The sequence below is a fragment of the Superficieibacter sp. HKU1 genome, from assembly GCF_029319185.1.
Classification (GTDB): domain Bacteria; phylum Pseudomonadota; class Gammaproteobacteria; order Enterobacterales; family Enterobacteriaceae; genus Superficieibacter.
In genome coordinates this window covers 4777915-4799276 of the sequence record NZ_CP119754.1, presented here as the reverse complement: position 1 = coordinate 4799276, position 21362 = coordinate 4777915, and the positions used below count along the sequence as shown (strand labels likewise).

Below are 21362 nucleotides of genomic sequence, written 5' to 3'. Positions count from 1 at the left end.
CAAATGAGTGCAGTATAAGCACAAGTGGATAAAACGGGTGTTTTTGGTGGAGAAAAAAGCCCATCTGGAGATGGGCTAAAAGTTTCCACGGCAACTAACAAATAAGCGTCAGATTACACGCTGTAGTACAGCTCAAACTCTACCGGGTGCGGCGTCATGCGAACGCGGTCATTTTCTTCACGGCGCAGCGCGATATAGGCATCGATGGCTTCGTCGGTGAAAACACCACCGGCGGTCAGGAACTCGCGGTCCAGATCCAGTTCGTTGAGGGCTTCTTCCAGCGAGCCAGCAACCTGTGGGATCTCTTTCGCTTCTTCCGGCGGCAGGTCGTACAGGTTTTTGTCCATGGCTTCGCCAGGGTGGATCTTGTTCTTGATACCGTCAAGACCCGCCATCAGCAGGGCAGCGAAGCACAGGTACGGGTTAGCTGCCGGGTCCGGGAAACGCACTTCGATACGACGCGCTTTCGGAGAGGCAACCACCGGAATACGGATAGAAGCAGAACGGTTACGGGCGGAGTAAGCCAGCATAACCGGTGCTTCATAGCCCGGGACCAGACGCTTATAGGAGTTGGTCGTCGGGTTGGACAGGGCGTTGATCGCTTTCGCGTGTTTAATTACGCCACCGATGTAGAACAGCGCCTGCTCGGACAGACCGGCATATTTGTCGCCGGAGAACAGGTTGGTGCCGTTTTTAGACAGCGACATGTGGCAGTGCATACCGGAACCGTTATCGCCGAACATCGGTTTTGGCATAAAGGTCGCGGTTTTACCGAAACGGTGCGCGACGTTATGCACAACGTATTTGTAGATCTGAATTTCGTCCGCTTTTTTGGTCATGGTGTTAAAGCGGGTGGCGATTTCGTTCTGACCAGCGGTAGCCACTTCGTGGTGATGCGCTTCAACCACCAGACCCAGCTCTTCCATGATCAAACACATGGTAGAGCGGATGTCCTGTGAAGAATCTACTGGAGGAACCGGGAAATAGCCGCCTTTCACGCCAGGACGATGGCCTTTGTTACCACCTTCGTATTTGGTGGTGGAGTTCCATGCGCCTTCGATATCATCGATAGCGACGTGGGAACCGGAAATCGACGCGCCAAAGCGGATGTCATCAAACAGGAAGAACTCAGGTTCTGGCCCAAACAGCACGGTATCTGCGATGCCGGTAGAGCGCAGGTACTCTTCCGCGCGTTTGGCGATGGAACGCGGGTCGCGGTCATAACCTTGCAGCGTGCCCGGCTCCAGAATATCGCAGCGAATAATCAGGGTGGATTCTTCGTAGAACGGGTCAATGAGCGCGGTAGAGGAATCCGGCATCAGCACCATGTCTGATTCGTTAATGCCTTTCCAGCCACCAATCGAGGAGCCATCAAACATTTTGCCTTCTTCAAAGAATTCGGCATTTACCTGATGCGCAGGAATCGTGACGTGCTGTTCTTTACCTTTGGTATCGGTGAAGCGCAGATCGACAAACTTCACTTCATGTTCATTCAGCATCGTCAAAACGTGTTCAGCGGACATACTTTAACTCTCCCCGGATTCGGTCATTGTCGTCGTGGTAACGAGGTATTCAAACGGCCTGACTGGCGTTATCGTGTTAAAAAAGATAAAGCGAAATCTGTGCCAACTTTCAAATTCCCCCCAAAAGGCGCTATCATGCGCACCATAGTGCAAAAGGGCTGCACCATTAACGTCACGCTGCACCAGTATAGTGCTTCTATGTAAACATTAAGCACCATATTGGTGCAATTTGCGTTAGGGTGCCCTGATTTCGCTTCGTGAAAGCGATCACAAACAAACTCTGCAATACTTGTTTGCGGAGGATCTTTGTGATCCTGTTTTGTAGTGCGATTAATCCGTGTACAATAACGCGCTATTTCTAATGCCTGAGGCAAAGTTGTGATCGAAAATTTGCGTAACATCGCCATCATTGCTCACGTTGACCATGGTAAAACGACCCTGGTTGATAAGCTGCTGCAACAATCTGGTACTTTCGGTGAGCGTGCCGAAACTCAAGAGCGTGTGATGGACTCCAACGATTTGGAGAAAGAGCGTGGGATTACCATCCTCGCTAAAAACACCGCTATCAAATGGAATGACTACCGTATCAACATCGTTGATACCCCTGGGCACGCCGACTTCGGTGGTGAAGTTGAGCGCGTAATGTCCATGGTAGACTCCGTGCTGCTGGTCGTTGATGCAATGGATGGTCCGATGCCGCAGACGCGCTTCGTGACCAAAAAAGCCTTTGCTCATGGCCTGAAGCCTATCGTTGTTATCAACAAAGTTGACCGTCCGGGTGCGCGTCCTGACTGGGTTGTCGATCAGGTATTTGACCTGTTCGTTAACCTCGACGCTACCGACGAACAGCTGGACTTCCCGATCGTTTACGCGTCAGCGCTGAACGGTATCGCGGGTCTGGATCACGAAGATATGGCTGAAGATATGACGCCGCTGTATCAGACTATCGTCGATCGCGTACCGGCACCGAACGTTGACCTTGATGGTCCGCTGCAGATGCAGATCTCCCAGCTGGATTACAACAACTACGTTGGCGTCATCGGCATCGGTCGTATCAAGCGCGGTAAAGTGAAGCCGAACCAGCAGATCACTATCATTGATAGCGAAGGCAAAACCCGTAACGGTAAAGTCGGTAAAGTGCTGACCCACCTGGGTCTGGAACGTATTGAAAGCGACGTTGCAGAAGCTGGTGACATCATCGCGATTACCGGTCTGGGCGAGCTGAACATCTCCGACACCATCTGCGATCCGCAGAATGTCGAAGCGCTGCCGGCACTGTCTGTTGATGAGCCGACCGTAACCATGTTCTTCTGCGTTAACACCTCTCCGTTCTGCGGTAAAGAAGGTAAGTACGTTACCTCTCGTCAGATCCTTGACCGCCTGAACAAAGAGCTGGTGCACAACGTGGCGCTGCGCGTTGAAGAAACCGAAGATGCTGATGCATTCCGCGTTTCTGGCCGTGGTGAACTGCACCTGTCCGTTCTGATTGAAAACATGCGTCGTGAAGGTTTCGAGATGGCGGTTTCCCGTCCGAAAGTTATCTTCCGCGAAATCGACGGCCGCAAGCAAGAGCCGTTCGAAAACGTAACGCTGGACGTCGAAGAGCAGCACCAGGGGTCTGTCATGCAGGCACTGGGCGAGCGTAAAGGCGACCTGAAAAACATGAATCCGGATGGCAAAGGCCGCGTACGTCTCGACTACGTGATCCCAAGCCGTGGTCTGATCGGCTTCCGTTCAGAGTTCATGACCATGACCTCCGGTACCGGTCTGCTGTACTCCACCTTCAGCCACTACGACGACGTTCGTGCGGGTGATGTGGGCCAGCGTCAGAACGGCGTACTGATCTCCAACGGTCAGGGTAAAGCGGTTGCGTTTGCGCTGTTCGGTCTGCAGGATCGCGGTAAGCTGTTCCTGGGTCACGGTGCGGAAGTGTATGAAGGCCAGATCATCGGTATTCACAGCCGTTCTAACGACCTGACGGTAAACTGCCTGACCGGTAAGAAACTGACCAACATGCGTGCTTCCGGTACTGACGAAGCCACGACGCTGGTTCCGGCACAGAAAATGACCCTGGAGCAAGCTCTGGAGTTCATTGATGACGACGAACTGGTAGAGGTTACCCCGGTTTCCGTACGTATTCGTAAACGTCACCTGACGGAAAACGACCGTAAACGTGCGAACCGTGGTCCGAAAGAAGCGTAATTAACGCGATCTGACGTCAAAAGTGATAAATAAAAGCCGCTGATTATTCAGCGGCTTTTTTCATATCTGAGAAAATTACAATGTCGATTACTGTGCTCTTGCCGCTTCATCCGCTGCGCGGATAGCGGCAACTTTCTTGCCGAATAGTAATTGCATAACGATCAAGATAGCGAATACCGGTAATAATGCGCTCAGGGCAGAAATTCCCGTAGCCCCTTTAATCAACATGGCACCGGAGGCGATAAGCAGTAAAAAAACCATGATTCGAAACACGTTGACGGAAATTCGCTTGTGAACATATTGCCCGACAATGGAGCCTAAGATCATGGTAGGCACGCAAAATATCACCAGTTTTACCGTAGATATCGTGAGTATCCCACTGGTCGCAAGCCCACCGATGATGGCGATATTATTCGCCGTAAAAAAAGCATTCAGCGTACCGCGAAATGCGGCGGGCGCGAGGTTACGTAACATTCCGTACATTACTACCGGCGGTCCATTCGTTGAGAATGCAGCCCCCAGCGCTCCTGCAATTGCGCCCATCGGTGCGGCAATCCAGCGGCGATCGTATACCGGCAGGCGAGGTATGAACAGGCTATAGAATGAGTACAGAATAATAAAACCGCCCAGACCTATTTTCATAATATGGTCGGGTAAAAATGACAGCGCATAAAGGCCGACGGGGATCCCGGCAAACGAAAAAAGAATGAGAACCAGCGCTGATTTCCAGTCCGTTTCCTTGCGCGATAACCACGTGGCGTACAGGGCGGTAGCAGTACCAACCATAACCGACATCGGCGCGGCCATCTTAAGTGGTAATACCATGGTAATCAGCGGCATGGATGTTAAACCGCCGCCAAATCCCGCGCAGATGCCAACGAAGGTGTAGAGAAACATAACGGCAATGACGATAAGCATCGCTGTAGTATCAAGCGCTGCGCCGTCAGGCGTAAAGAGATTGAAGAATTCCATGGAGCATCCTTAATTAACCGATAGCCCGGCATCGACAATAAAGTTCTGACCGGTACAGCCGCATGATTCCCCTGAACCGAGGAACAGCGCCATTCGGGCGCAATGGGTTCCATCCAGCCGCACTTTTAACGCCTGCAGATCCATAAATTGATTCACGGCGGACGGATCGAGTTTGGCCCACATAGCTTCTTGCTTAGCGGTTTTTATTGCCCCAGGGACCAGACTGTTAACCCGAATACCTCGTGGTCCCAGCTCCTGGCAGAGTGTACGGGTAAAGCCGTGAATGGCCGCCTTTGATAGCGAGTAACATACGCGCCCCGGACGACCACGCATCCAGTTGATTGAGCCCATATTAATAATGCTACCTTCGCCTTTCGTAGTCATACCAGGAATAACGGCCTGAATCGCAAATAGCTGGTGGCGCAAGTTCACATTAATCCGATTATTAAAATATTCTTCGCTTAAGTCATCAATATTATGATGGTCGTCACTTCCTGCGTTATTAATAAGAATATCGACAGCCCCTAATTCCTGCTCAATAGTTAAAAAACAGTTTTTGAGTTGTGGAATATCGGTGACATCGCAAAACAGAAAGCGGCAATTAAGCTCTGCGGCAAGTTTTTCACCCGCCGCCCGATCGTAATCTAAAAAAGCGACCTTTGCGCCCTGATTCACATAGGCGCGCACCAGTTCTTCACCGATGCCGCTGGCACCGCCTGTAATTGCAACGATTTTATTTTTGAGGGAGTGATAAGAAACAGATTGGCTATAATTCATGTTATTGATCCTTATTTGGTTGTTCTTTAAATCGTGGTTTAGAAACCCCTGCAACGGTAACCGGCAGCGTAAAAATGGCTCCTGACAGGGGGCGCAGGGCAATCTCATCCGCCGTCATATTTTCTCGGGTGGTGGTGATGAATAATGTTTTCATATCGTCACCACCAAAACACACCATCGTCGGGCAACGAACAGGAAGCGAGTGTTCTTCCAGTAGCTCGCCCTGGGGGGAAAAGCGGGCAATACGAAAGCCATCGAATAAAGCGCTCCAGTAGCAACCTTCACTATCCATTGCCGCGCCATCAGGACGACCGTGGCCATGAGGGAAGGTCTTCCATTTCTCGCGCAGTCCTGGTTCGCCGCGGATGTCGAGGGGCGTTTTGTAAATCGTGTGATTAGGTGTATCGCTGGTGTACATCCAGCGATTATCTGGAGAAAACGCCAGGCCGTTAGCGCCCAGAATGTCGCTTTGTACCACTGAAACCTTCAGGTTGTTGTCCACGCGGACGAGCAGTGCACCGTTATAATCACGCGGCCCCCAGTAGGTCCCCGCCCAAAAGCGACCGAGGGGATCGGTGCCGCCATCGTTAAATCGGGCCAGTTGGGGATTGTTAGGGTTGTCGCACACTTTCTTCACCAGCGTCCCGTCTGCATCGGTAAGCCAGATTCCTGAGCGCATAGCGACAATAAAACCACCATCATGGCGCAGGGCGAAACAGCCGACTTCCTCAGGAAAGGAAAGTATTTCGTGGCGTCGGGTGATTACGTGAAAGCTATGGATCTGTTTCTGGAGGATATCTGTCCAGAACAGCGTCTGGCTGTCAGCATCCCAGGTCGGGCATTCCGGAAGTTCGCCCTGATAATCAAATAATACCGAGAGATTATTCATCGTCCGACATCCTTATCGTCATGCCAAGATATAAAGAATCGCCAGCTGCGACGATATCCATCGCACGCTTATCACCATCACAGGAAAATAAATTAATGGCATTGTTAATATGGCTGACCGGTTCAATTGCAACGACATTGCGTCCTGCGCCAGGAATAAAAAGCACGGCGCATTCGGTATCGTGGCAGGTCAGGGTCGCGCGGATATTTTTTTGCGGCCAGCGGACCGTTGCTTCGCCAGACCAGCCGCAAAAACAATTATCGACGGAACCAGCAACAGGCGTACGGAAAGACGAATAATTCCACCCGGGCGGTGTCGCCAGCTCTTCAACCGGAAGACTTTCTTCGTTATTGATCCACACGCGAGGAGCTGAAAAAAATAGCTCACAGGCATCTGCCTGAGCGAAGAAGGGATGAAATCCCAGCCCTGCAGGTACGGCTTCCCCCGCAAGATTGTGGTAACAAAGGGTGACTGATAAACGCTCTTGTGTGGCATCAAATGTCTGAACGCCTCGCCACGGCCATGGCCAGCCGGGGGACGCTGGCATATCCAGCGTCAGGACAATCCGGCAATCGCTCTCTTCTGCGACTGACCAGGGTGATAACCAGCCCTGACCGTGAATGGCGTGAGGATGATCGCCGAAATTTTTTGCCACCTGCCGCGCTTTTCCGGCAAAGAAGAAACGTCCATCAGCAATACGGTTAGACCAGGGAATTAAGGGATAGCTGGCGCACTGGTTAGCGCGTTGTTCGCCATGAGGATCGCGCGGTCTGAGAATGTCGTGTCCTTTCCAGCGCAGACTGGCAAGCGCTCCGCCCAGCTCAGGTGCTACGGTGAAGGTAAGCGCACCCAGAGTGCGCTCAATAAGCCGGGTCATATCAATAGACCTCGCCGCCACGAATCTGTACGTCTTCTCCACGAATAGCGCCCAATTGCTCTTTTGCGCGGGAGATCAGAAAACTCATATCGGACGCCAGGGCCACAAATGTAAAGCCCATTTGCTGGTAGCGGTTCACCAGTTCAGGATTACCGCCAACGATCCCGCATGGCTTACCGAGCTGCTTACAGGCATCCAGGCCGCGTTTTATCATGGCCTGCACGTCAGGATGCGAAGGGTTACCCGGATGGCCCATCGCAGAGGATAAATCGCCGGGACCGATGAAGAAGCCGGTTATCCCTTCGATTTCAGCCATCGCTCCGACGTTAGCAATGGCTTCAGGTGTTTCGAGCTGTAAAATCAGGCACAGATCTTCACGAGCTTCTCTGACGAATTGCGCATTACCTCCCCAGCCCGATGCCCGATGCATGGCGGCAAAACCGCGCTTGCCATAAGGAGGATAGTAAGCAGACTCCACGGCTTTACGCGCATCCTCAACCGTATTAATAAATGGGATCATTAATGACATCGCTCCACCATCAAGCGCGCGCTTGAGCAGCACCACTTCGTTCCCCGCCAGACGGTAAAGGGGCGTCGTCAGCGGATTAACGCTACGAATTGCGCGATCGATGCGAATGGCTTCCAGCGTATCGACGGCGACATGTTCTTGATCCAGTACTAAAAAATCGAATCCAACCGTAGCCATTGCCTCCGCGACAGTATCGCTGCCGGTCATCATCCATGTACCCAGCATCCGCTGGCCTGCCAGAATAGCTTGCTTAAAATTATTCATTTTTCACCTTAAAAAATGGGAGGTTCAGGAACGTCGCTGCCGGACTGGAGGAAGTCGAAATCACACCCTTCATCAGCCTGCGTAACGTGTTGTTGATAGAGTGCGGCCCAGGAACGGCCAAAAACGGGATGCCGGGGTTGTAGTGCGGATCGGCGGCGCTTTAATTCAGCGTCATCGACCTGCATATTGAGCGTACCGGCCTCAATATTCAGTTCAATGATATCGCCGGTTTGTACCAGCGCGAGGGGGCCGCCAACGGCTGCCTCCGGCGCGACATGCAGAATACAGGTACCATAGTGGGTGCCGGACATTCGGGCATCGGAAATGCGCACCATATCCGTCACACCCTGCTGTAACAGTTTTTTAGGAACAGGCAAATTGCCCCATTCCGGCATTCCCGGCCCGCCCACCGGCCCCGCATTGCGCAGGATAATTACGGTATCTTTAGTTACCTTTAGATCCGGATCGTCAATGGCGTCAGACAGCGCCTGATGGTTGTCAAATACCAGCGCAGGCCCCTGATGCCGGTGAAACTGAGGGCTGGCGGCGGAGGATTTCATCACGGCACCATTCGGGCAAAGGTTGCCGTGTAAAACGGTCAATGCGCAGCCCTGTGAAAGCGGGATCACCGGGTTATCTATGTCACGAATAATGTCATCGTCGAAACATTGCGCGTTTTCGATCCAGTCGCTGACGGGCGTATTGAGTACGCCACGCGCGTTGAGATGTAAAAAGCCGGAGAGCTTTTTCATTTGCGCCATCAGGCCGCCGGCAAAGAAGAAATCGTCCATAAGCGCCCGGCCGGAAGGAAAAAGATTTGCCAGTACCGGTATCTTGCGGGCAATGGCTTCCATTTCTTTCAGCGTGAGTGAAATAGAGGCGCGGTTAGCCATCGCAATAAGATGGATTGCAGCATTGGTTGACCCACCGAGTGACATGTAAGCGATAACGCCGTTAATCACATTTTCTTTTGTCAGCCAACGGGACGGCTTATGGTCATACCACACCATATCGACAATGGTACGGCCGCACTGTGCCGCCATCTGCGGGTGACGACAATCCGCTGCCGGAATGGAACTGGCGCCGGGGAGGGTAAAACCCATGGCGTCGGCAATAGAGGTCATCGTGGATGCGGTACCCATGGTATTGCAGGTACCGATTGACCGTGTCATCGCGCCCTCAAGTTCAATCCAGTCATGCTGAGTGATGGCGCCCAGCCGTAGCTGATCCCAGTATTTTTTCGTGTGTGTGCCTGCGCCAGTGACCTGACCGTGCCATTTGCCGGTAGTCATCGGGCCTGCCGGGCAGAAAAGAGTGGGGATATCCATAGAGAGGGCGCCCATCAACAGGGCTGGCGTGGATTTATCGCAACCGCCCAGCAAGACCACACCATCGATGGGATGCTGGCGTAACAACTCTTCAGTCTCCATGGCGAGAAAATTACGATAGAGCATGGTGGTGGGTTTCACCATGACTTCACCCATCGACAGGGCGGGTAATTCCACCGGGAATCCGCCTGCAGCCCAAACGCCGCGTTTTACCGCTTCTGCCCGTTCACGCAAATGTGAATGGCAGGCGCTCATATCGCTCCAGGTGTTGATAATGCCGATAACCGGTTTGCCTAAGAACTCTTCGCGCGCAAATCCCATTTGCTGGGTACGTTGACGGTGGGCAAATGCCCGGATGGTCTGTGGGGCGTACCAGCGCTGGCTTCGTAGCTCCGTGATATCTCGCCGTGTTAAGCATTCCTGATTAAACATAACTGTTAATCCTGTATTGAACATGCTTTTACGGTAATATCGTAGCGCTACGATATTCAAGAGGGTAGAAACACGTTATGTGATCTGATGCACATTTCACCCATCATCAGTGTGGTTTTTGTTTGCGACGTCAAGTTTCAGAGTGACATGGCCTTATCACAGCATATCTCCAGTGACATAGTACGCCTTGCCAATTTTTTAGAAGGTTTATGATATGGAAATGCTATTTTCTATTGGGACGTTTTTCCTTTTTCTTGTTTTCGTAGCGCTATATTCCTATCGAAAAACAAAAGGGGTTTCTGAATCTGGTGTCGTGGGTTTTTTTCTGGCAGGGAGAGGATTGAGCGGTTATTTTATCGCCGGATCGCTCCTGCTTTCTAACTTGTCCGCCGAGCAGCTGGTTGGACTAAACGGTAACGCTTACCGCTTCGACATCAGCGGACTGGCATGGGAAAGTACCGCCGCGATTGCGACGGTGATGATGGCTCTCTTTTTTCTGCCGCGTTTTTTGCAACGAGGCATTACCACTCTGCCGCAATTTCTTGAAGAGCGCTTCGATAGCAGCACCCGGCGAATCGTCAGCATTATGCTGCTGGTGGGATATGCGGTGATGGCTAATCCCTGCAGTCTTTATCTTGGCGCAATCACCATGAATGAAATGTTCGATTTTCAGCAGATAATGCACTTTTCTGACTGGGGAGCGATTGGGACGCTCTCACTGGTAATGGGGATTACCGGGGGATTGTATGCCACGTTAGGCGGCCTGAAAGCCGTAGCGATTTCAGATACCATCAGTGGGCTTATTCTGTTAGTTGCCGCTATGCTGGTGCCTGTGCTGGGACTTTTTGCGCTTGGAAAGGGCTCTTTTTTGGCCGGTGGCACTCTCTTACTGGAACATCCGGAGCAGTTAAATGCGATAGGATCGTCAACCTCCTCCGTGCCATTTAGTACTATTTTCACCGGTATGCTATGTGCAAATATGTTTTACTGGTGCACCAATCAGATGATTATTCAGCGGACACTGGGTGCCAAATCGCTTGCAGAAAGTCAAAAGGGCGTATTACTGGCAGGCGGTATAAAGCTGCTGGTGCCGCTGGGAATGGTTCTACCCGGTCTGATTGCTTTCAATATGTTTGGCCCTGTCTTCCCCCATGTCGATTATGCCTATCCTGCGTTAGTGAAAGCCGTGGTTCCCTGGTGGCTGGTCGGTATGTTCGCCGCCGCCATCTTTGGTACGGTCATTAGCCATTTCAATTCGGTGGTCAACTCTGGCGCAACGCTGTTTGTTATTGATTTATACGCCCCTCTGACCGGCTGCAAGGACGAAAAAAAACTGGTGCGGACAGGTAAGAGGGCATCAGTGGTAATATCCCTCATTTCTGTGGTGATTGCTCCGTTGCTGTTATGGAGCCCGAATGGCATCTTTGACTTAATGCGGCGTTTTACTGGTTTTTATAATATCCCCATTATTGCAATTGTTCTGGTAGGGTTTTTAACTCGCGCTGTACCGGCGCTGGCCGCAAAATGGATACTGGCTTTTCATATTGTTGCTTATGGTTTGTATACTTTTGCCGGGCTGGATGCGTGGATCCCGTTTCATTTCATTCACGTCATGGGCATTCTGTTTGTTATTGAAGTGGCAATGATGCTACTGATTGGCTTATGGCAACCTTCGAACAGACGACCTGTCGCTCATCACGCTCCCGATATTCCTATGGAAAAATGGCGATATGCAGCGCCGGCAAGTGTTATTATGATGGCGGCTTTGATCAGTATATTTATCACATTGTCTCCGCTGGCGCTGGCGTCCAGAGAGGGTATTACTGATAGTTTTTACCTTCTGTTAGCGCTGATTTGGCTCGGTGCCGTGGTACTGATCGTCAGGTTAGTTCGTGGTCATCACCAGAAGGGAGAGGAATGCGCCAGAGGTCACGCCAAATCGTAAAACTTGATGATGTTGCACAGCAGGCCGGGGTATCCCCCTCTACGGTATCCCTGTATATCCGCCAGCCAGACCGCGTTTCGGCAAAAACGGGTAAAAAAATCCAGACAGCAATTGACGATTTAGGGTATGTCCATAACAAGATTGCCAGCCAGTTTACCGGGGGGCAAAGCTGTAATATGGCGGTAGTGCTGCCTTCACTGGCTAATGTGACCTTCAGCCATGTTATTCAACGTATAGAATCTACCGTAAGCGAACACGGTTTCCAGTTGTCGATAGCCTCCCACGATCATTGTCTGGATAAAGAAGAAGAGCAAATACGGGCCATTCTACAGTGGTCCCCTGCCGTTATTGCCATCGCCGGGGCCGATCATAAACCTGCGACCCTTAAAATGTTACAGAACAGCGGGGTACCCGTTGTTCAAATGTGGCAGGTGGATGGCAGCGTGTTTAGCGCCCAGGTCGGTAATAATCAGGATCATATTGGCTATACGGCTGCGCGTTATTTGCTGGATACAGGATGTTCGCATTTGGCCTATTTTACGACGCGTTTTCACGACGATATTCGCGCTCGTATTCGCTACGCAGGGTTTTGTCGTGCGCTTGAAGAAGCAGGAAAGAAAGCGTTGCTGGTGGACATCCCGCAAACAGAAAATATCTGGCAGGCGAGCCGCGAAATTCTTATCAAGACGCTGGTGAAAGCGCGTGACATTGACGGCATTTTTTGTACCAGCGATTCCATTGCTACAGCGTTACTGATGGAAACACAGGCGAGAGGGATCACCGTTCCCGATCAACTGAGTATTTTGGGCTTTGGCGATTTTCCCTCCAGCGCCTGGCTGGCACCGGTTTCCCTATCCAGTGTGAACTGGAATGCGAATAAAATTGCAGAAAAAACGGCGGAAATGATGCTCAAAATGAGCCAGGACAAGCAGTATCCTGGTGAAATTATTGATGTGGGCTTTGAGATCATGCCGCGAGGAAGTACACGCTTGCCGTTTTAAAGAAGCCTCCTTCAGGAGGCTTCCTCTTCTGCAATCACCAGTTCGACTTTTTCCTGCTCCAGAAGCTGACTAAACGTGGCAGGTGGCTGGGTATCCGTGAAGAAAGCTTTTACCCTGCGCGCATTGCCAATGGAAACGGCCGCTGAAGCATGAAATTTGGTATGGTCGGCAACCAGTAGCGTATGGCGGGAATGGGCCATCATGGTTCTGGCTATGGTCGCTTCATTAACATCGAATTCCAGTAGCGTGCCGTCGTTTTCGATCGCACCTATACTGGTGATCGCATAGTCCGCTCTGAATCCCTCAACAAAACTGACCGCTGCCGGACCCACAATGCCGCCGTTGTGCGCACGCAGGGTGCCGCCAGGCACCATGACTTCAATATCCTGATTCTTATAGAGAATCTGAGCTACCCGCAAACTGTTAGTAATAATACGCAGATCGCGCCGTCCTGCCAGCGCTCTGGCGACAGCTTCCACGGTCGTCCCGATGGTAATAAACACCGTACAGCGTTCGGGCAGGTAGTCGGCAATGGCCTCAGCCATTGCCCGTTTTTCATGCGTTAAAGATAACTCACGCTGCTCAAAGGACGTGTTCATTATGCTGGATACGCGGCCAGCGCCGCCGTGGTGGCGAGTGATAAGGCCCTGCTCGCTTAATTTACGAATATCACGGCGCACGGTTTGCGTTGAAACATCAAGTAACTGCGCCAGCTCATCAATATTCATATACCCGCGCTCAGCAATATACTGAACGAGCTGATCGTGTCGCGGATTACCGGTCAGTTCGATAACGCTCATGATCTCTCCTGTTATTTTCCGTAAATTATCGCCTCAGGTTTACCTGTAACGTGACAAAAATGACTCGGTTTGCTCACTATCAGGAATACCGGCACGTCCGCCAGGTTGAGTGCATTTAAGGGCAGCAACGGCGCTGGCGAAGCGAATAGCGCGATCTTGCGGCATTTTTTTGGCAAGCGCAAAGGCTATTGCACCGTGGAAGACATCACCTGCGCCGGTGGTATCAACGACATCAACAGAAAAGGCAGGGAAATGACACAAACGATCATGACTAAGCCAGTATGAACCTTCACTTCCCTGCGTCACATAGACCTGTGCATCGGTACAAGATGCGGCGCTTTTAAGCTGTGCCAGAGTATCATCATTTCGTCCCGTCATCTTTTGCAACCCCGGGGCCGAGAAAACGGCATGGCTGGCGAGCGCTACCAGTGGCGTGATGTCCTGCGGTGTCATGTCAGCATCCAGCAAAGTAGGGACGTTTACGGCGCGAGCCAGCTTAAATGCTTTTAACGTGCCGTCATGCCAGCGTACATCGGCCAGCACCATGTCATATTGCGAAAAATCAATTGTTTCAAGCCACTGTGCGTCGTCCGGTAAATCCGGGCTTGGATAATTGATAATTATTCTTTCGCCCTGCTTATCAACTAAAATAGCCGACTGTGATGAACGCGCCTCCGGATACTGGCGACAGTATTGCGTATTCACGCCCCACGACTGAAGCTCTGCCAATAAGGCAGTACCGCAGCTGTCATCGCCAACGCGCCCGATAAAATCGACCTCGCCGCCCAGCCGGGCAATCGCGACCGCAGCCGTTGCTGCCGGGCCGCCGCCCACCTCGATATAGCCTTCTGACTGATATTTTCCTCCCCCTTCAGGAAGCGCATTGATTGCGTAAATCCGATCCTGAACAGCAATTCCCACACAGGCGATTTTGGTCATATCCGTCTATTCCCTTTGTGTTTGTCATCATATGCTCATTTTAATGACACAAATGATCTAATTAGTGATCTGTGTCGAGTTTTTAACCTTAAATTACAAATATGCTCAAAAACAGACGGAAATGATTTTTGATGTGTAACTTTATAGCCATCCAGAGGATGCAGGAGACAGTCATGACAACTATCGCTTTTCTTGGCCTTGGTCAAATGGGAAGCCCTATGGCCACTAACTTACTTTTAAAGGGCCATCAACTGCACGTTTTCGATGTGAGTGCCGATGCCGTCAATCGGCTTGTCGATAAAGGGGCCACCGCCGCTAAAACGCCAGCAGACGCGGCCAGGGGAGCAGACATTGTTATTACCATGCTGCCCAATGGAGACATTGTTCGTCAGGTGCTTATGGGTGAAAACGGCGTGACTGAAACCCTTTCTCCGGCGGCGCTGGTGATTGATATGTCTACCATCCATCCCTTACAGACTGATGCATTGATCAAGGAAATGCAGCAAAAAGGGTTTGCCATGATGGATGCCCCGGTCGGCAGAACGTCTGATAACGCAAAAGACGGCACCTTGCTGATTCTGGCGGGCGGGACCCCAGAACACGTTGAGCGTGCGCGGCCAGTACTGATGTGCATGGGCTCGGAACTGGTTGAGGCGGGCGGTCCGGGTATGGGGATCCGCGTGAAGCTGATTAATAACTATATGAGCATTGCACTGAACGCGCTCTCTGGCGAAGCCGCAGTGCTGTGTGAATCGCTTGGCCTGGATTTAGCGGTGGCGATTAACGTCATGAGCGGCACGGCGGCGGGAAAAGGCCATTTCACCACCTCCTGGCCGGGCAAGGTGCTGAAAGGCGATGTCTCACCCGCCTTTATGGTCGATCTGGCCCTGAAAGATCTGCGTATCGCGGTTGATGTGGCACAGCAAACCGGTGTTCCACTGGGTATGGGGCAGGTTGCGGAAACCTATTACCAGTCAGCCAGTGACAGTGGACGTGGCCGACAGGACTGGAGCGCATTACTACTCGACATGCGTCAGCAGGCCGGTCTGGTTGAAACCGTAAACAAGTAAATAGTGACAGGAGCAATTATGAATACCCCTTATACCCTGAAAGATATCGCCCGTCCGTCCGGTGGTTTTGCCATGCTGGCGGTCGATCAGCGTGAAGCAATGCGGTTGATGTTTATGGCGGCGGGCCAGCCAAAGCCGGTAGCGGACAATGTACTCACCGGGTTTAAAGTTGCAGCCACCCGTATTCTTTCGCCCTATGCCTCGGCGGTTCTTGCCGATAAACAATTCTGCCTGGACCAGATTGTCGAGCAGCGCGCTGTGGCTGATACCTGCGGACTGATTGTTGCTGCCGACCTTTTTGTGCCGGGCAATGGCATCCCGGTAGACAGCGTTGAAATTGACACCTCTGTTGATCCCCATAAAGCACGGGCGATGGGCGCTAAGGCAATGAAACTTCTTGTGCTATGGCGTGAAGACGAACCGGCAGAGCAACGTCTGGCGATGGTCAGGTCATTCGTTGAGCGTTGCCGCAGCGCGGGGCTGGTCAGCATTATTGAACCGGTGGTCAGGCCGCCTCGCCGTGGATGGGCGTTCGATCGTGAAGCGGCTATTGTCGCGGCAGCGGCTGAATTGGGTAATACGCAAGCCGATCTGTACAAAGCCGAAATGCCTCACGGCGGCAAAGGTGATGAGAAAACGCTGCTGGCAGCGTGCCAGAAGCTTAACGATCAGATGAAGATGCCGTGGGTGATCCTCTCCTCTGGCGTGGACGCCGATATTTTCGGTCGCGCGGTACGCATTGCGATGAAAGGCGGGGCTTCTGGTTTTCTTGCCGGGCGCGCCGTATGGGCTTCCGTCATCGGTGCCCAGGATCCACAGACCATGTTGCGCGATGTTTCTGTTCCGCGTCTTCAGCGGCTGGCGGAAATTGTCGACGAAGGCATTGCTCAGCGTTAATGGCTGATAAAACCTATCCGGAGAACAGTGATGGATAAAATCACCCAAGTTTTATTTTCAGATATTGGCAAAGTGACCACGCAATATCTTGAACAGCCGCATCAGGCGCTTAACGCGCACGAAGTCCGAATCGCCCCCGCCTTTTTTGGCATTTGCGGCTCCGATCTGCACGTTCTGAAAGGCGGGCATCCTTTTGCAAAACCACCGGTTGTACCGGGACATGAAATTGCCGCTCGCGTAACAGAAGTGGGAAGCGAGGTCACCACGGTTAAGGTCGGCGATCACGTTGTTGTCGATCCGATTATGGCGTGTATGGAGTGCCGCGCATGCAAAGCCGGACGCTTTAATCTTTGTGAACCACCGCAGGTGGCGGGCTTCCGCGCACCGGGCTTTGCCCGTTCGCAGCACATCGTCCCTGCCCGCAACTGTCATGTGGCACCCGCCTCGCTACCGCTGAAAGTGCTGGCATTTGCAGAGCCTGCCGCCTGCGCCAGGCATTGTGTTAACCGGATGCCAGAAGCCTCGCTGGAAGAGGTTCTGGTCATTGGTGCCGGGACCATCGGTTTGTCTATCGTTCAGGCGCTGCGCATTATGGGCGCGGGCAAGATCACAGTCATTGAACCCGACAAGGCAAAACGCGACTTAGCGTTGAAACTGGGAGCAGGGGCCGTTTTTGCGCCAGGTGAACTGTCAGAAGAGGCGAGATTTACCGGCGTGATTGACGTTGTGGCCGCGCAGGTAACGCTCAACGAGGCATGTACACGCGTCTATGCGGGTGGAACGGTAGTCTGCATGGGCGTTCCCGGTGGCCCGCGTGAAATTCCTCTGCCAATGATGCAGCGCTTTGAACGTGATTTACTCAACTCCGGCATGTATATCCCTGAGGATTTTGATGAGGTCATCCAGTGGCTGGCCGATGGACGCTTTGATACCCGCGAGCTGGTAACGGATCTCTATCCCGTTAGCGACGCCGCCGCCGCCTTTGAACGTGCGCAGCAAAATGACTCAATAAAAGTCATGCTGCAATTTTCAGAAGTGTAAGCGTAAACAACCTCTGTCTGGCGCTGCCTGGCAGCGCCGCTCTACAACAATGAAAAAGGATACTGCGATGAGCGACATCACCAGTCCTGCACCCTACACGATAGGTCGTCCCCAGGATGTTATCGACATCGTTAATAAAAATGCCGCGTTGAACGCTAACGTTGGCGTCATCTTTATCGCTCTGGGCGGCATTCTGATTGATGCTTATCAGGCCGCGATGGTGGGGTTTGGTAATAAATACATTGCCGCCCAGTTTGGTATTTCTCCCGGTCTCGCGGCGACCGTCAATGCCTCCGTGCTGGTGGCGGCATTGATTGGCGGCTTACTGGCTAACCGCGTAATTAACCGTTTTGGTCAGCGTTATGCGTTCCTGATAGGTATGACATTATGTACTCTCGGCGCTGCGCTGGTGGCGGTTGCGCCCGATATCTGGTGGGTCCTGGTCTGCCGCGTCATCATGGGATTCGGATTAGGTATCGATTTCCCGTTGGCGACAAATGCGGTAGCCGAACTGCGCGGTTCAACCTCAAAGAAAACCGGTTCATCGGTTAACCTCTGGCAAATGGCGTGGTATGTATCGACAACCGTGGTCTATCTGGTGTTGTTACCGCTCCTCCTGTCCGGTATTGCGGAAGAGCAGCTCTGGCGCTATGGCATTTTCATTGGCGCTGTGTTTGCCGTCATCATCATGATCCTGCGCTACTTCTTTATTGGTGAATCTGCGATGTGGGCGGCGCGCGTGGGCCGTTATGAGGAAGCCTGCCATATCCTTAAAAAGCGTTATGGGGTGGATGCCAGCGTGGTATCACCCTCTTCTGTGCAATCCGCTGAAAAACAGGAACATAAATTTCACGGCGGTTACGGCATCCTGTTTAATTCTCGTTATCGCAGACGTACCGTGCTTGGCTGCGTTGTCGCGACGATGCAGGCCTGGCAATACAATGCGGTGGGGGTTTATCTGCCGCTAACGCTCGCGGGTATATTGAGTGGTGGGCTGGCGGGAGCGCTTTCAGGATCGGCCGTCGTCAATGCGCTGTGCGGAATCTCCGGCGGTTTGATTGGTTCGCTTATTCTCCAGCGTTTTGGCACGCGCCTGCAATCCATGTATGGCTTTGCTTTCGTTACGCTGGCGCTATTAGCACTGGGCGCGCTGGCGACCACCAATCCCTGGCTGTCTCTGGGGTTACTGGGGGCGATTATTTTCTTCCATTCGGCAGGACCGGGTGGGCTGGGGATGACCATTGCAACACTTTCATATCCTCCGGTTATTCGTCCCACCGGCGTGGGATTCGCGAGGGCAATAATGCGCACCGGTGCCATTGCAGGTCTTATCTTCTGGCCGATGTTATGGGGGGCGTTAAAAACAGACGCCTTCTTCTGGCTGGCCATCGTTCCCTTCCTGGGATTCATCACCTGTGTGCTGATCAAGTGGGAACCTCTCGGTGCCAATGTGGACGCTGAGGATGCTCAGGTACTGACGGAACTGGAAAAATAAAATAATGCGCGTCGGCACGTATCGACGCGCAAAGTAAACCTTCTCACCGTAATGGAGAAGAAATTATGTCTGAAAGATTACGTGAACCGAGTGAAACATTATCTGGTAAAGCAATGCGCCGCGTAATAATAGGCAGTTTTGCTGGCGCACTGCTGGAATGGTATGACTTTTTCATTTTTGGTACTGCCGCCGGCCTTGTATTTGCGCCGCTGTTTTTTCCGGACAGCGATCCGTGGATAGGGCTGATTGCCTCATTCGCGACCTTCGGCGTTGGCTTCCTGACACGGCCCTTAGGCGGCATTGTTTTTGGACATTTTGGCGATAAAGTAGGTCGTAAAATTACGCTAATCTGGACACTGGCAATTGTAGGCACCTCCACTTTTTTAATCGGCTTTATTCCTGTTTATCATGATATTGGTCTCTGGGCTCCTCTGATCCTTATGGTGCTGCGTCTGATTCAGGGATTCGGGCTGGGAGGTGAGTATGGTGGCGCGGCGCTGATGACCATTGAGTCAGCGCCAGAAGCAAAACGAGGTTTTCTTGGCGCGTTGCCGCAGACGGCGGCGTCGGTGGGCATCATGCTGGCGACCGGCGTGTTTGCACTTTGTAACCATTTTCTGACCCAGGAGCAATTTCTCTCATGGGGCTGGCGTATTCCCTTCTGGCTCTCTGCGGTCATGCTGATTGTCGGTATGTTTATACGGCTGCATACAGAGGAAACGCTCGATTTCAAAAAACAGCGTCAGGCAGGAAAGCCGAAAAAAGCGCCGCTCCCTTTGTTTGAGCTGTTTCGTAACCACCCGCGCAATACCTTTCTGGCGCTGGGAGCCAGACTGGCAGAAAGCGTCTCCTCCAATATCATTAACGCGTTTGGCATTGTGTATATTTCCAGTCAGCTTATACTCTCCCGTGATATCCCCCTGACCGGGATGTTGATTGCGTCGGCCATCGGTATTTTTTGTTGCCCTTTAATGGGGTGGATTTCAGATCGCGTCGGACAACGAAAAATATACTTATTAGGTGCCGGATTTTGCATGCTGTTTGCATTTCCCTTTTTTCTGCTGCTGGGAACGAAAAGCACACTCATCATCTGGTGCAGCATGATCCTCGGCTACAACCTCGGCCCTACCATGATGTTTGCCGTCCAGCCAACGCTATTTACGCGCATGTTTGGAACGCAGGTGCGCTATACCGGCCTCTCTTTTGCTTATCAGTTTTCCGCCATTCTTGGAGGATTAAGTCCTCTTATTGCCTCAAGTCTGCTGGCGCTGGGCGACGGAAAACCGTGGTATGTCGCCTCTTTTTTATTCGCTATTTCAACCATTTCATTTATCTGCGTCTGGTTTATTGAGCCGCATCAACCGCAAGAGAACGTACAACATTCTTATCGCTTTATCAGGGAGCAATCTAATGAACATTGAAAGGAATAATGCGCACCGACTGGCACTGCAGCAGGCATTTGATACTCCATGGCCCGGGCCTTCCGGTGAGTCGGTCATCCTCAAAAATGACAATCTGCGCCTGCTGATCGATCCGCAGGATGGTGCGCGCATTGTGTCGCTTTGCGCGTTTGGTTTTGATGTCCTCAGGCCGTGGCACCCCGAGCGACGGGCCTTTCAGTACGGCTGCTTTCCCATGGTGCCGTGGGCGGGCCGTCTCGGTAATGCGACACTGACGGTAGGCAACAACCAGTACGCGTTACCAGCCAATAAACCGCCTCATGCGTTACACGGCATGGCCTGCTATTCCTCATGGGAGGTGCTAAAACAGACAAACAATAGCGTTATACTTCGGTCACAACTGGATAGCCCCTGGCCGTGGCAGGGAGATGTCTGCCAGATAATCACGCTTGAGGGCGACACGATCCTCCTCAGACTGGAAATCCATTCGGCAAAAGCGACTTTTCCGGCCTCGGCTGGATGGCATCCCTGGTTTAACAAAAAGCTTGGTCCAGATCGCGATGAACAGGAACTCTGCGTTGCGTTTACGGCGGACTGGCAGGAAGAGCCGGGGGATGACGAACTCCCCACTGGCAAAAAAATCGCGCCGCAACCAGGCCCGTGGGATGACTGTTTCGGTTTCACTCGTGGCGTTCATGCCACGCTGAACTGGCCCGGCAAACTGAGGATGGAAATGACGTCTCCAGCCCCTTCATTAGTCGTCTTTGATAAACAGCCTGATGCAACCTGCGTCAACCCGCTTTCTCAGGCGCCGAATGCTATTAACCGCGATCCGCACTTTGTGAGCCCGGATAAGCCGTTAGTAATTGAAAGTCGGTGGGCGTTTAACGCGGAGCCTTCCTGCTGATTTTTCGTGGCGCGCCCACATGTTTGTGGGCGTTTACAAATCCTTATAACCCCATAGTCAAACCTCGCCTTTCC

General features: G+C 52.3%; 18 protein-coding genes. 9 read left to right on the top strand and 9 right to left on the bottom strand.

Annotated elements, in window-relative coordinates:
* Nucleotides 1-113: 113 nt before the first annotated feature.
* Nucleotides 114-1523, bottom strand: coding sequence for a glutamate--ammonia ligase (gene glnA / locus P0H77_RS22815; protein ID WP_103750909.1), 1410 nt, complete (start codon nucleotides 1521-1523; stop codon nucleotides 114-116).
* Between the two features lie 378 nt (nucleotides 1524-1901).
* Between glnA and typA the strand changes: the two genes are divergently transcribed.
* Nucleotides 1902-3725: a ribosome-dependent GTPase TypA gene (typA, locus tag P0H77_RS22810; RefSeq protein WP_103676764.1), complete on the top strand. Its 1824-nt coding sequence runs from the start codon at nucleotides 1902-1904 to the stop codon at nucleotides 3723-3725.
* An 87-nt stretch (nucleotides 3726-3812) separates the two neighbouring features.
* On the opposite strand, the gene P0H77_RS22805 is transcribed toward typA, so the two are convergent.
* Genes P0H77_RS22805 through araD form a run of 6 tightly spaced genes read right to left on the bottom strand, consistent with a single transcriptional unit; the run spans nucleotide 3813 to nucleotide 9793 of the window.
* Nucleotides 3813-4697 carry a sulfite exporter TauE/SafE family protein gene (locus tag P0H77_RS22805; protein ID WP_276160266.1) on the bottom strand — a complete coding sequence of 295 codons (885 nt, stop codon included), beginning with the start codon at nucleotides 4695-4697 and terminating at the stop codon, nucleotides 3813-3815.
* A gap of 9 nt (nucleotides 4698-4706) precedes the next feature.
* On the bottom strand, nucleotides 4707-5528 hold the full coding sequence (locus P0H77_RS22800; protein WP_276160260.1) for an SDR family oxidoreductase: 822 nt from the start codon (nucleotides 5526-5528) through the stop codon (nucleotides 4707-4709).
* Nucleotides 5476-6363, bottom strand: coding sequence for an SMP-30/gluconolactonase/LRE family protein (locus tag P0H77_RS22795; protein ID WP_276160253.1), 888 nt, complete (start codon nucleotides 6361-6363; stop codon nucleotides 5476-5478). Before P0H77_RS22795 ends, P0H77_RS22800 begins: the two co-directional genes overlap by 53 nt.
* A complete protein-coding gene (locus P0H77_RS22790) occupies nucleotides 6356-7240 on the bottom strand; it encodes an aldose 1-epimerase (protein WP_276160246.1) in 885 nt (294 codons plus the stop codon). The genes P0H77_RS22795 and P0H77_RS22790 overlap by 8 nt, the downstream gene beginning before the upstream one ends.
* 1 nt (nucleotide 7241) lies before the next feature.
* A complete protein-coding gene (locus P0H77_RS22785) occupies nucleotides 7242-8033 on the bottom strand; it encodes an aldolase/citrate lyase family protein (RefSeq protein WP_276160238.1) in 792 nt (263 codons plus the stop codon).
* Between the two features lie 8 nt (nucleotides 8034-8041).
* Complete coding sequence (gene araD / locus P0H77_RS22780; protein WP_276160221.1) at nucleotides 8042-9793, bottom strand: L-arabinonate dehydratase; 1752 nt, start codon at nucleotides 9791-9793, stop codon at nucleotides 8042-8044.
* A gap of 214 nt (nucleotides 9794-10007) precedes the next feature.
* Between araD and P0H77_RS22775 the strand changes: the two genes are divergently transcribed.
* Together P0H77_RS22775 and P0H77_RS22770 are read left to right on the top strand one after the other, a co-directional pair.
* A complete protein-coding gene (locus P0H77_RS22775) occupies nucleotides 10008-11738 on the top strand; it encodes a solute:sodium symporter family transporter (RefSeq protein ID WP_276160213.1) in 1731 nt (576 codons plus the stop codon).
* Complete coding sequence (locus P0H77_RS22770; RefSeq protein ID WP_276160206.1) at nucleotides 11711-12739, top strand: LacI family DNA-binding transcriptional regulator; 1029 nt, start codon at nucleotides 11711-11713, stop codon at nucleotides 12737-12739. Before P0H77_RS22775 ends, P0H77_RS22770 begins: the two co-directional genes overlap by 28 nt.
* An 11-nt stretch (nucleotides 12740-12750) precedes the next feature.
* Here P0H77_RS22770 and P0H77_RS22765 read toward each other — a convergent pair whose 3' ends face one another.
* Entirely contained in the window at nucleotides 12751-13539 is a 789-nt protein-coding gene (locus tag P0H77_RS22765) for a DeoR/GlpR family DNA-binding transcription regulator (protein ID WP_276160201.1), read from the bottom strand.
* Nucleotides 13540-13578: 39 nt separating this feature from the next.
* Complete coding sequence (locus P0H77_RS22760; protein WP_276160196.1) at nucleotides 13579-14478, bottom strand: sugar kinase; 900 nt, start codon at nucleotides 14476-14478, stop codon at nucleotides 13579-13581.
* Between the two features lie 173 nt (nucleotides 14479-14651).
* On the opposite strand from P0H77_RS22760, the gene yihU reads away from it, so the two are divergent.
* The 6 genes from yihU to P0H77_RS22730 all read left to right on the top strand — a co-directional run bounded on the left by yihU (nucleotide 14652) and on the right by P0H77_RS22730 (nucleotide 21288).
* Nucleotides 14652-15548: a sulfolactaldehyde 3-reductase gene (yihU, locus tag P0H77_RS22755; protein WP_276160191.1), complete on the top strand. Its 897-nt coding sequence runs from the start codon at nucleotides 14652-14654 to the stop codon at nucleotides 15546-15548.
* An 18-nt stretch (nucleotides 15549-15566) separates the two neighbouring features.
* On the top strand, nucleotides 15567-16445 hold the full coding sequence (locus P0H77_RS22750; RefSeq protein ID WP_276160185.1) for an aldolase: 879 nt from the start codon (nucleotides 15567-15569) through the stop codon (nucleotides 16443-16445).
* A gap of 30 nt (nucleotides 16446-16475) precedes the next feature.
* Nucleotides 16476-17486 (top strand): alcohol dehydrogenase catalytic domain-containing protein, encoded by a 1011-nt coding sequence (locus tag P0H77_RS22745; protein WP_276160180.1) that lies wholly within the window; start codon nucleotides 16476-16478, stop codon nucleotides 17484-17486.
* 67 nt (nucleotides 17487-17553) lie between these two features.
* Nucleotides 17554-18981, top strand: a complete 1428-nt coding sequence (locus P0H77_RS22740) for an MFS transporter (RefSeq protein WP_276160175.1) — start codon at nucleotides 17554-17556, stop codon at nucleotides 18979-18981.
* 65 nt (nucleotides 18982-19046) lie between these two features.
* Nucleotides 19047-20402, top strand: a complete 1356-nt coding sequence (locus tag P0H77_RS22735; RefSeq protein WP_276160173.1) for an MFS transporter — start codon at nucleotides 19047-19049, stop codon at nucleotides 20400-20402.
* On the top strand, nucleotides 20392-21288 hold the full coding sequence (locus P0H77_RS22730) for an aldose 1-epimerase (RefSeq protein ID WP_276160165.1): 897 nt from the start codon (nucleotides 20392-20394) through the stop codon (nucleotides 21286-21288). The genes P0H77_RS22735 and P0H77_RS22730 overlap by 11 nt, the downstream gene beginning before the upstream one ends.
* Nucleotides 21289-21362: the final 74 nt, after the last annotated feature.

Coding starts and splice junctions, on each gene's coding strand:
- P0H77_RS22785 (WP_276160238.1), bottom strand. CDS start 8,033: ATGAATAATTTTAAGCAAGCTATTCTGGCAGGCCAGCGGATGCTGGGT.
- P0H77_RS22745 (WP_276160180.1), top strand. CDS start 16,476: ATGGATAAAATCACCCAAGTTTTATTTTCAGATATTGGCAAAGTGACC.
- P0H77_RS22770 (WP_276160206.1), top strand. CDS start 11,711: ATGCGCCAGAGGTCACGCCAAATCGTAAAACTTGATGATGTTGCACAG.
- P0H77_RS22775 (WP_276160213.1), top strand. CDS start 10,008: ATGGAAATGCTATTTTCTATTGGGACGTTTTTCCTTTTTCTTGTTTTC.
- P0H77_RS22750 (WP_276160185.1), top strand. CDS start 15,567: ATGAATACCCCTTATACCCTGAAAGATATCGCCCGTCCGTCCGGTGGT.
- P0H77_RS22795 (WP_276160253.1), bottom strand. CDS start 6,363: ATGAATAATCTCTCGGTATTATTTGATTATCAGGGCGAACTTCCGGAA.
- glnA (WP_103750909.1), bottom strand. CDS start 1,523: ATGTCCGCTGAACACGTTTTGACGATGCTGAATGAACATGAAGTGAAG.
- P0H77_RS22760 (WP_276160196.1), bottom strand. CDS start 14,478: ATGACCAAAATCGCCTGTGTGGGAATTGCTGTTCAGGATCGGATTTAC.
- P0H77_RS22735 (WP_276160173.1), top strand. CDS start 19,047: ATGTCTGAAAGATTACGTGAACCGAGTGAAACATTATCTGGTAAAGCA.
- P0H77_RS22730 (WP_276160165.1), top strand. CDS start 20,392: ATGAACATTGAAAGGAATAATGCGCACCGACTGGCACTGCAGCAGGCA.
- P0H77_RS22740 (WP_276160175.1), top strand. CDS start 17,554: ATGAGCGACATCACCAGTCCTGCACCCTACACGATAGGTCGTCCCCAG.
- yihU (WP_276160191.1), top strand. CDS start 14,652: ATGACAACTATCGCTTTTCTTGGCCTTGGTCAAATGGGAAGCCCTATG.
- P0H77_RS22805 (WP_276160266.1), bottom strand. CDS start 4,697: ATGGAATTCTTCAATCTCTTTACGCCTGACGGCGCAGCGCTTGATACT.
- araD (WP_276160221.1), bottom strand. CDS start 9,793: ATGTTTAATCAGGAATGCTTAACACGGCGAGATATCACGGAGCTACGA.
- P0H77_RS22790 (WP_276160246.1), bottom strand. CDS start 7,240: ATGACCCGGCTTATTGAGCGCACTCTGGGTGCGCTTACCTTCACCGTA.
- P0H77_RS22765 (WP_276160201.1), bottom strand. CDS start 13,539: ATGAGCGTTATCGAACTGACCGGTAATCCGCGACACGATCAGCTCGTT.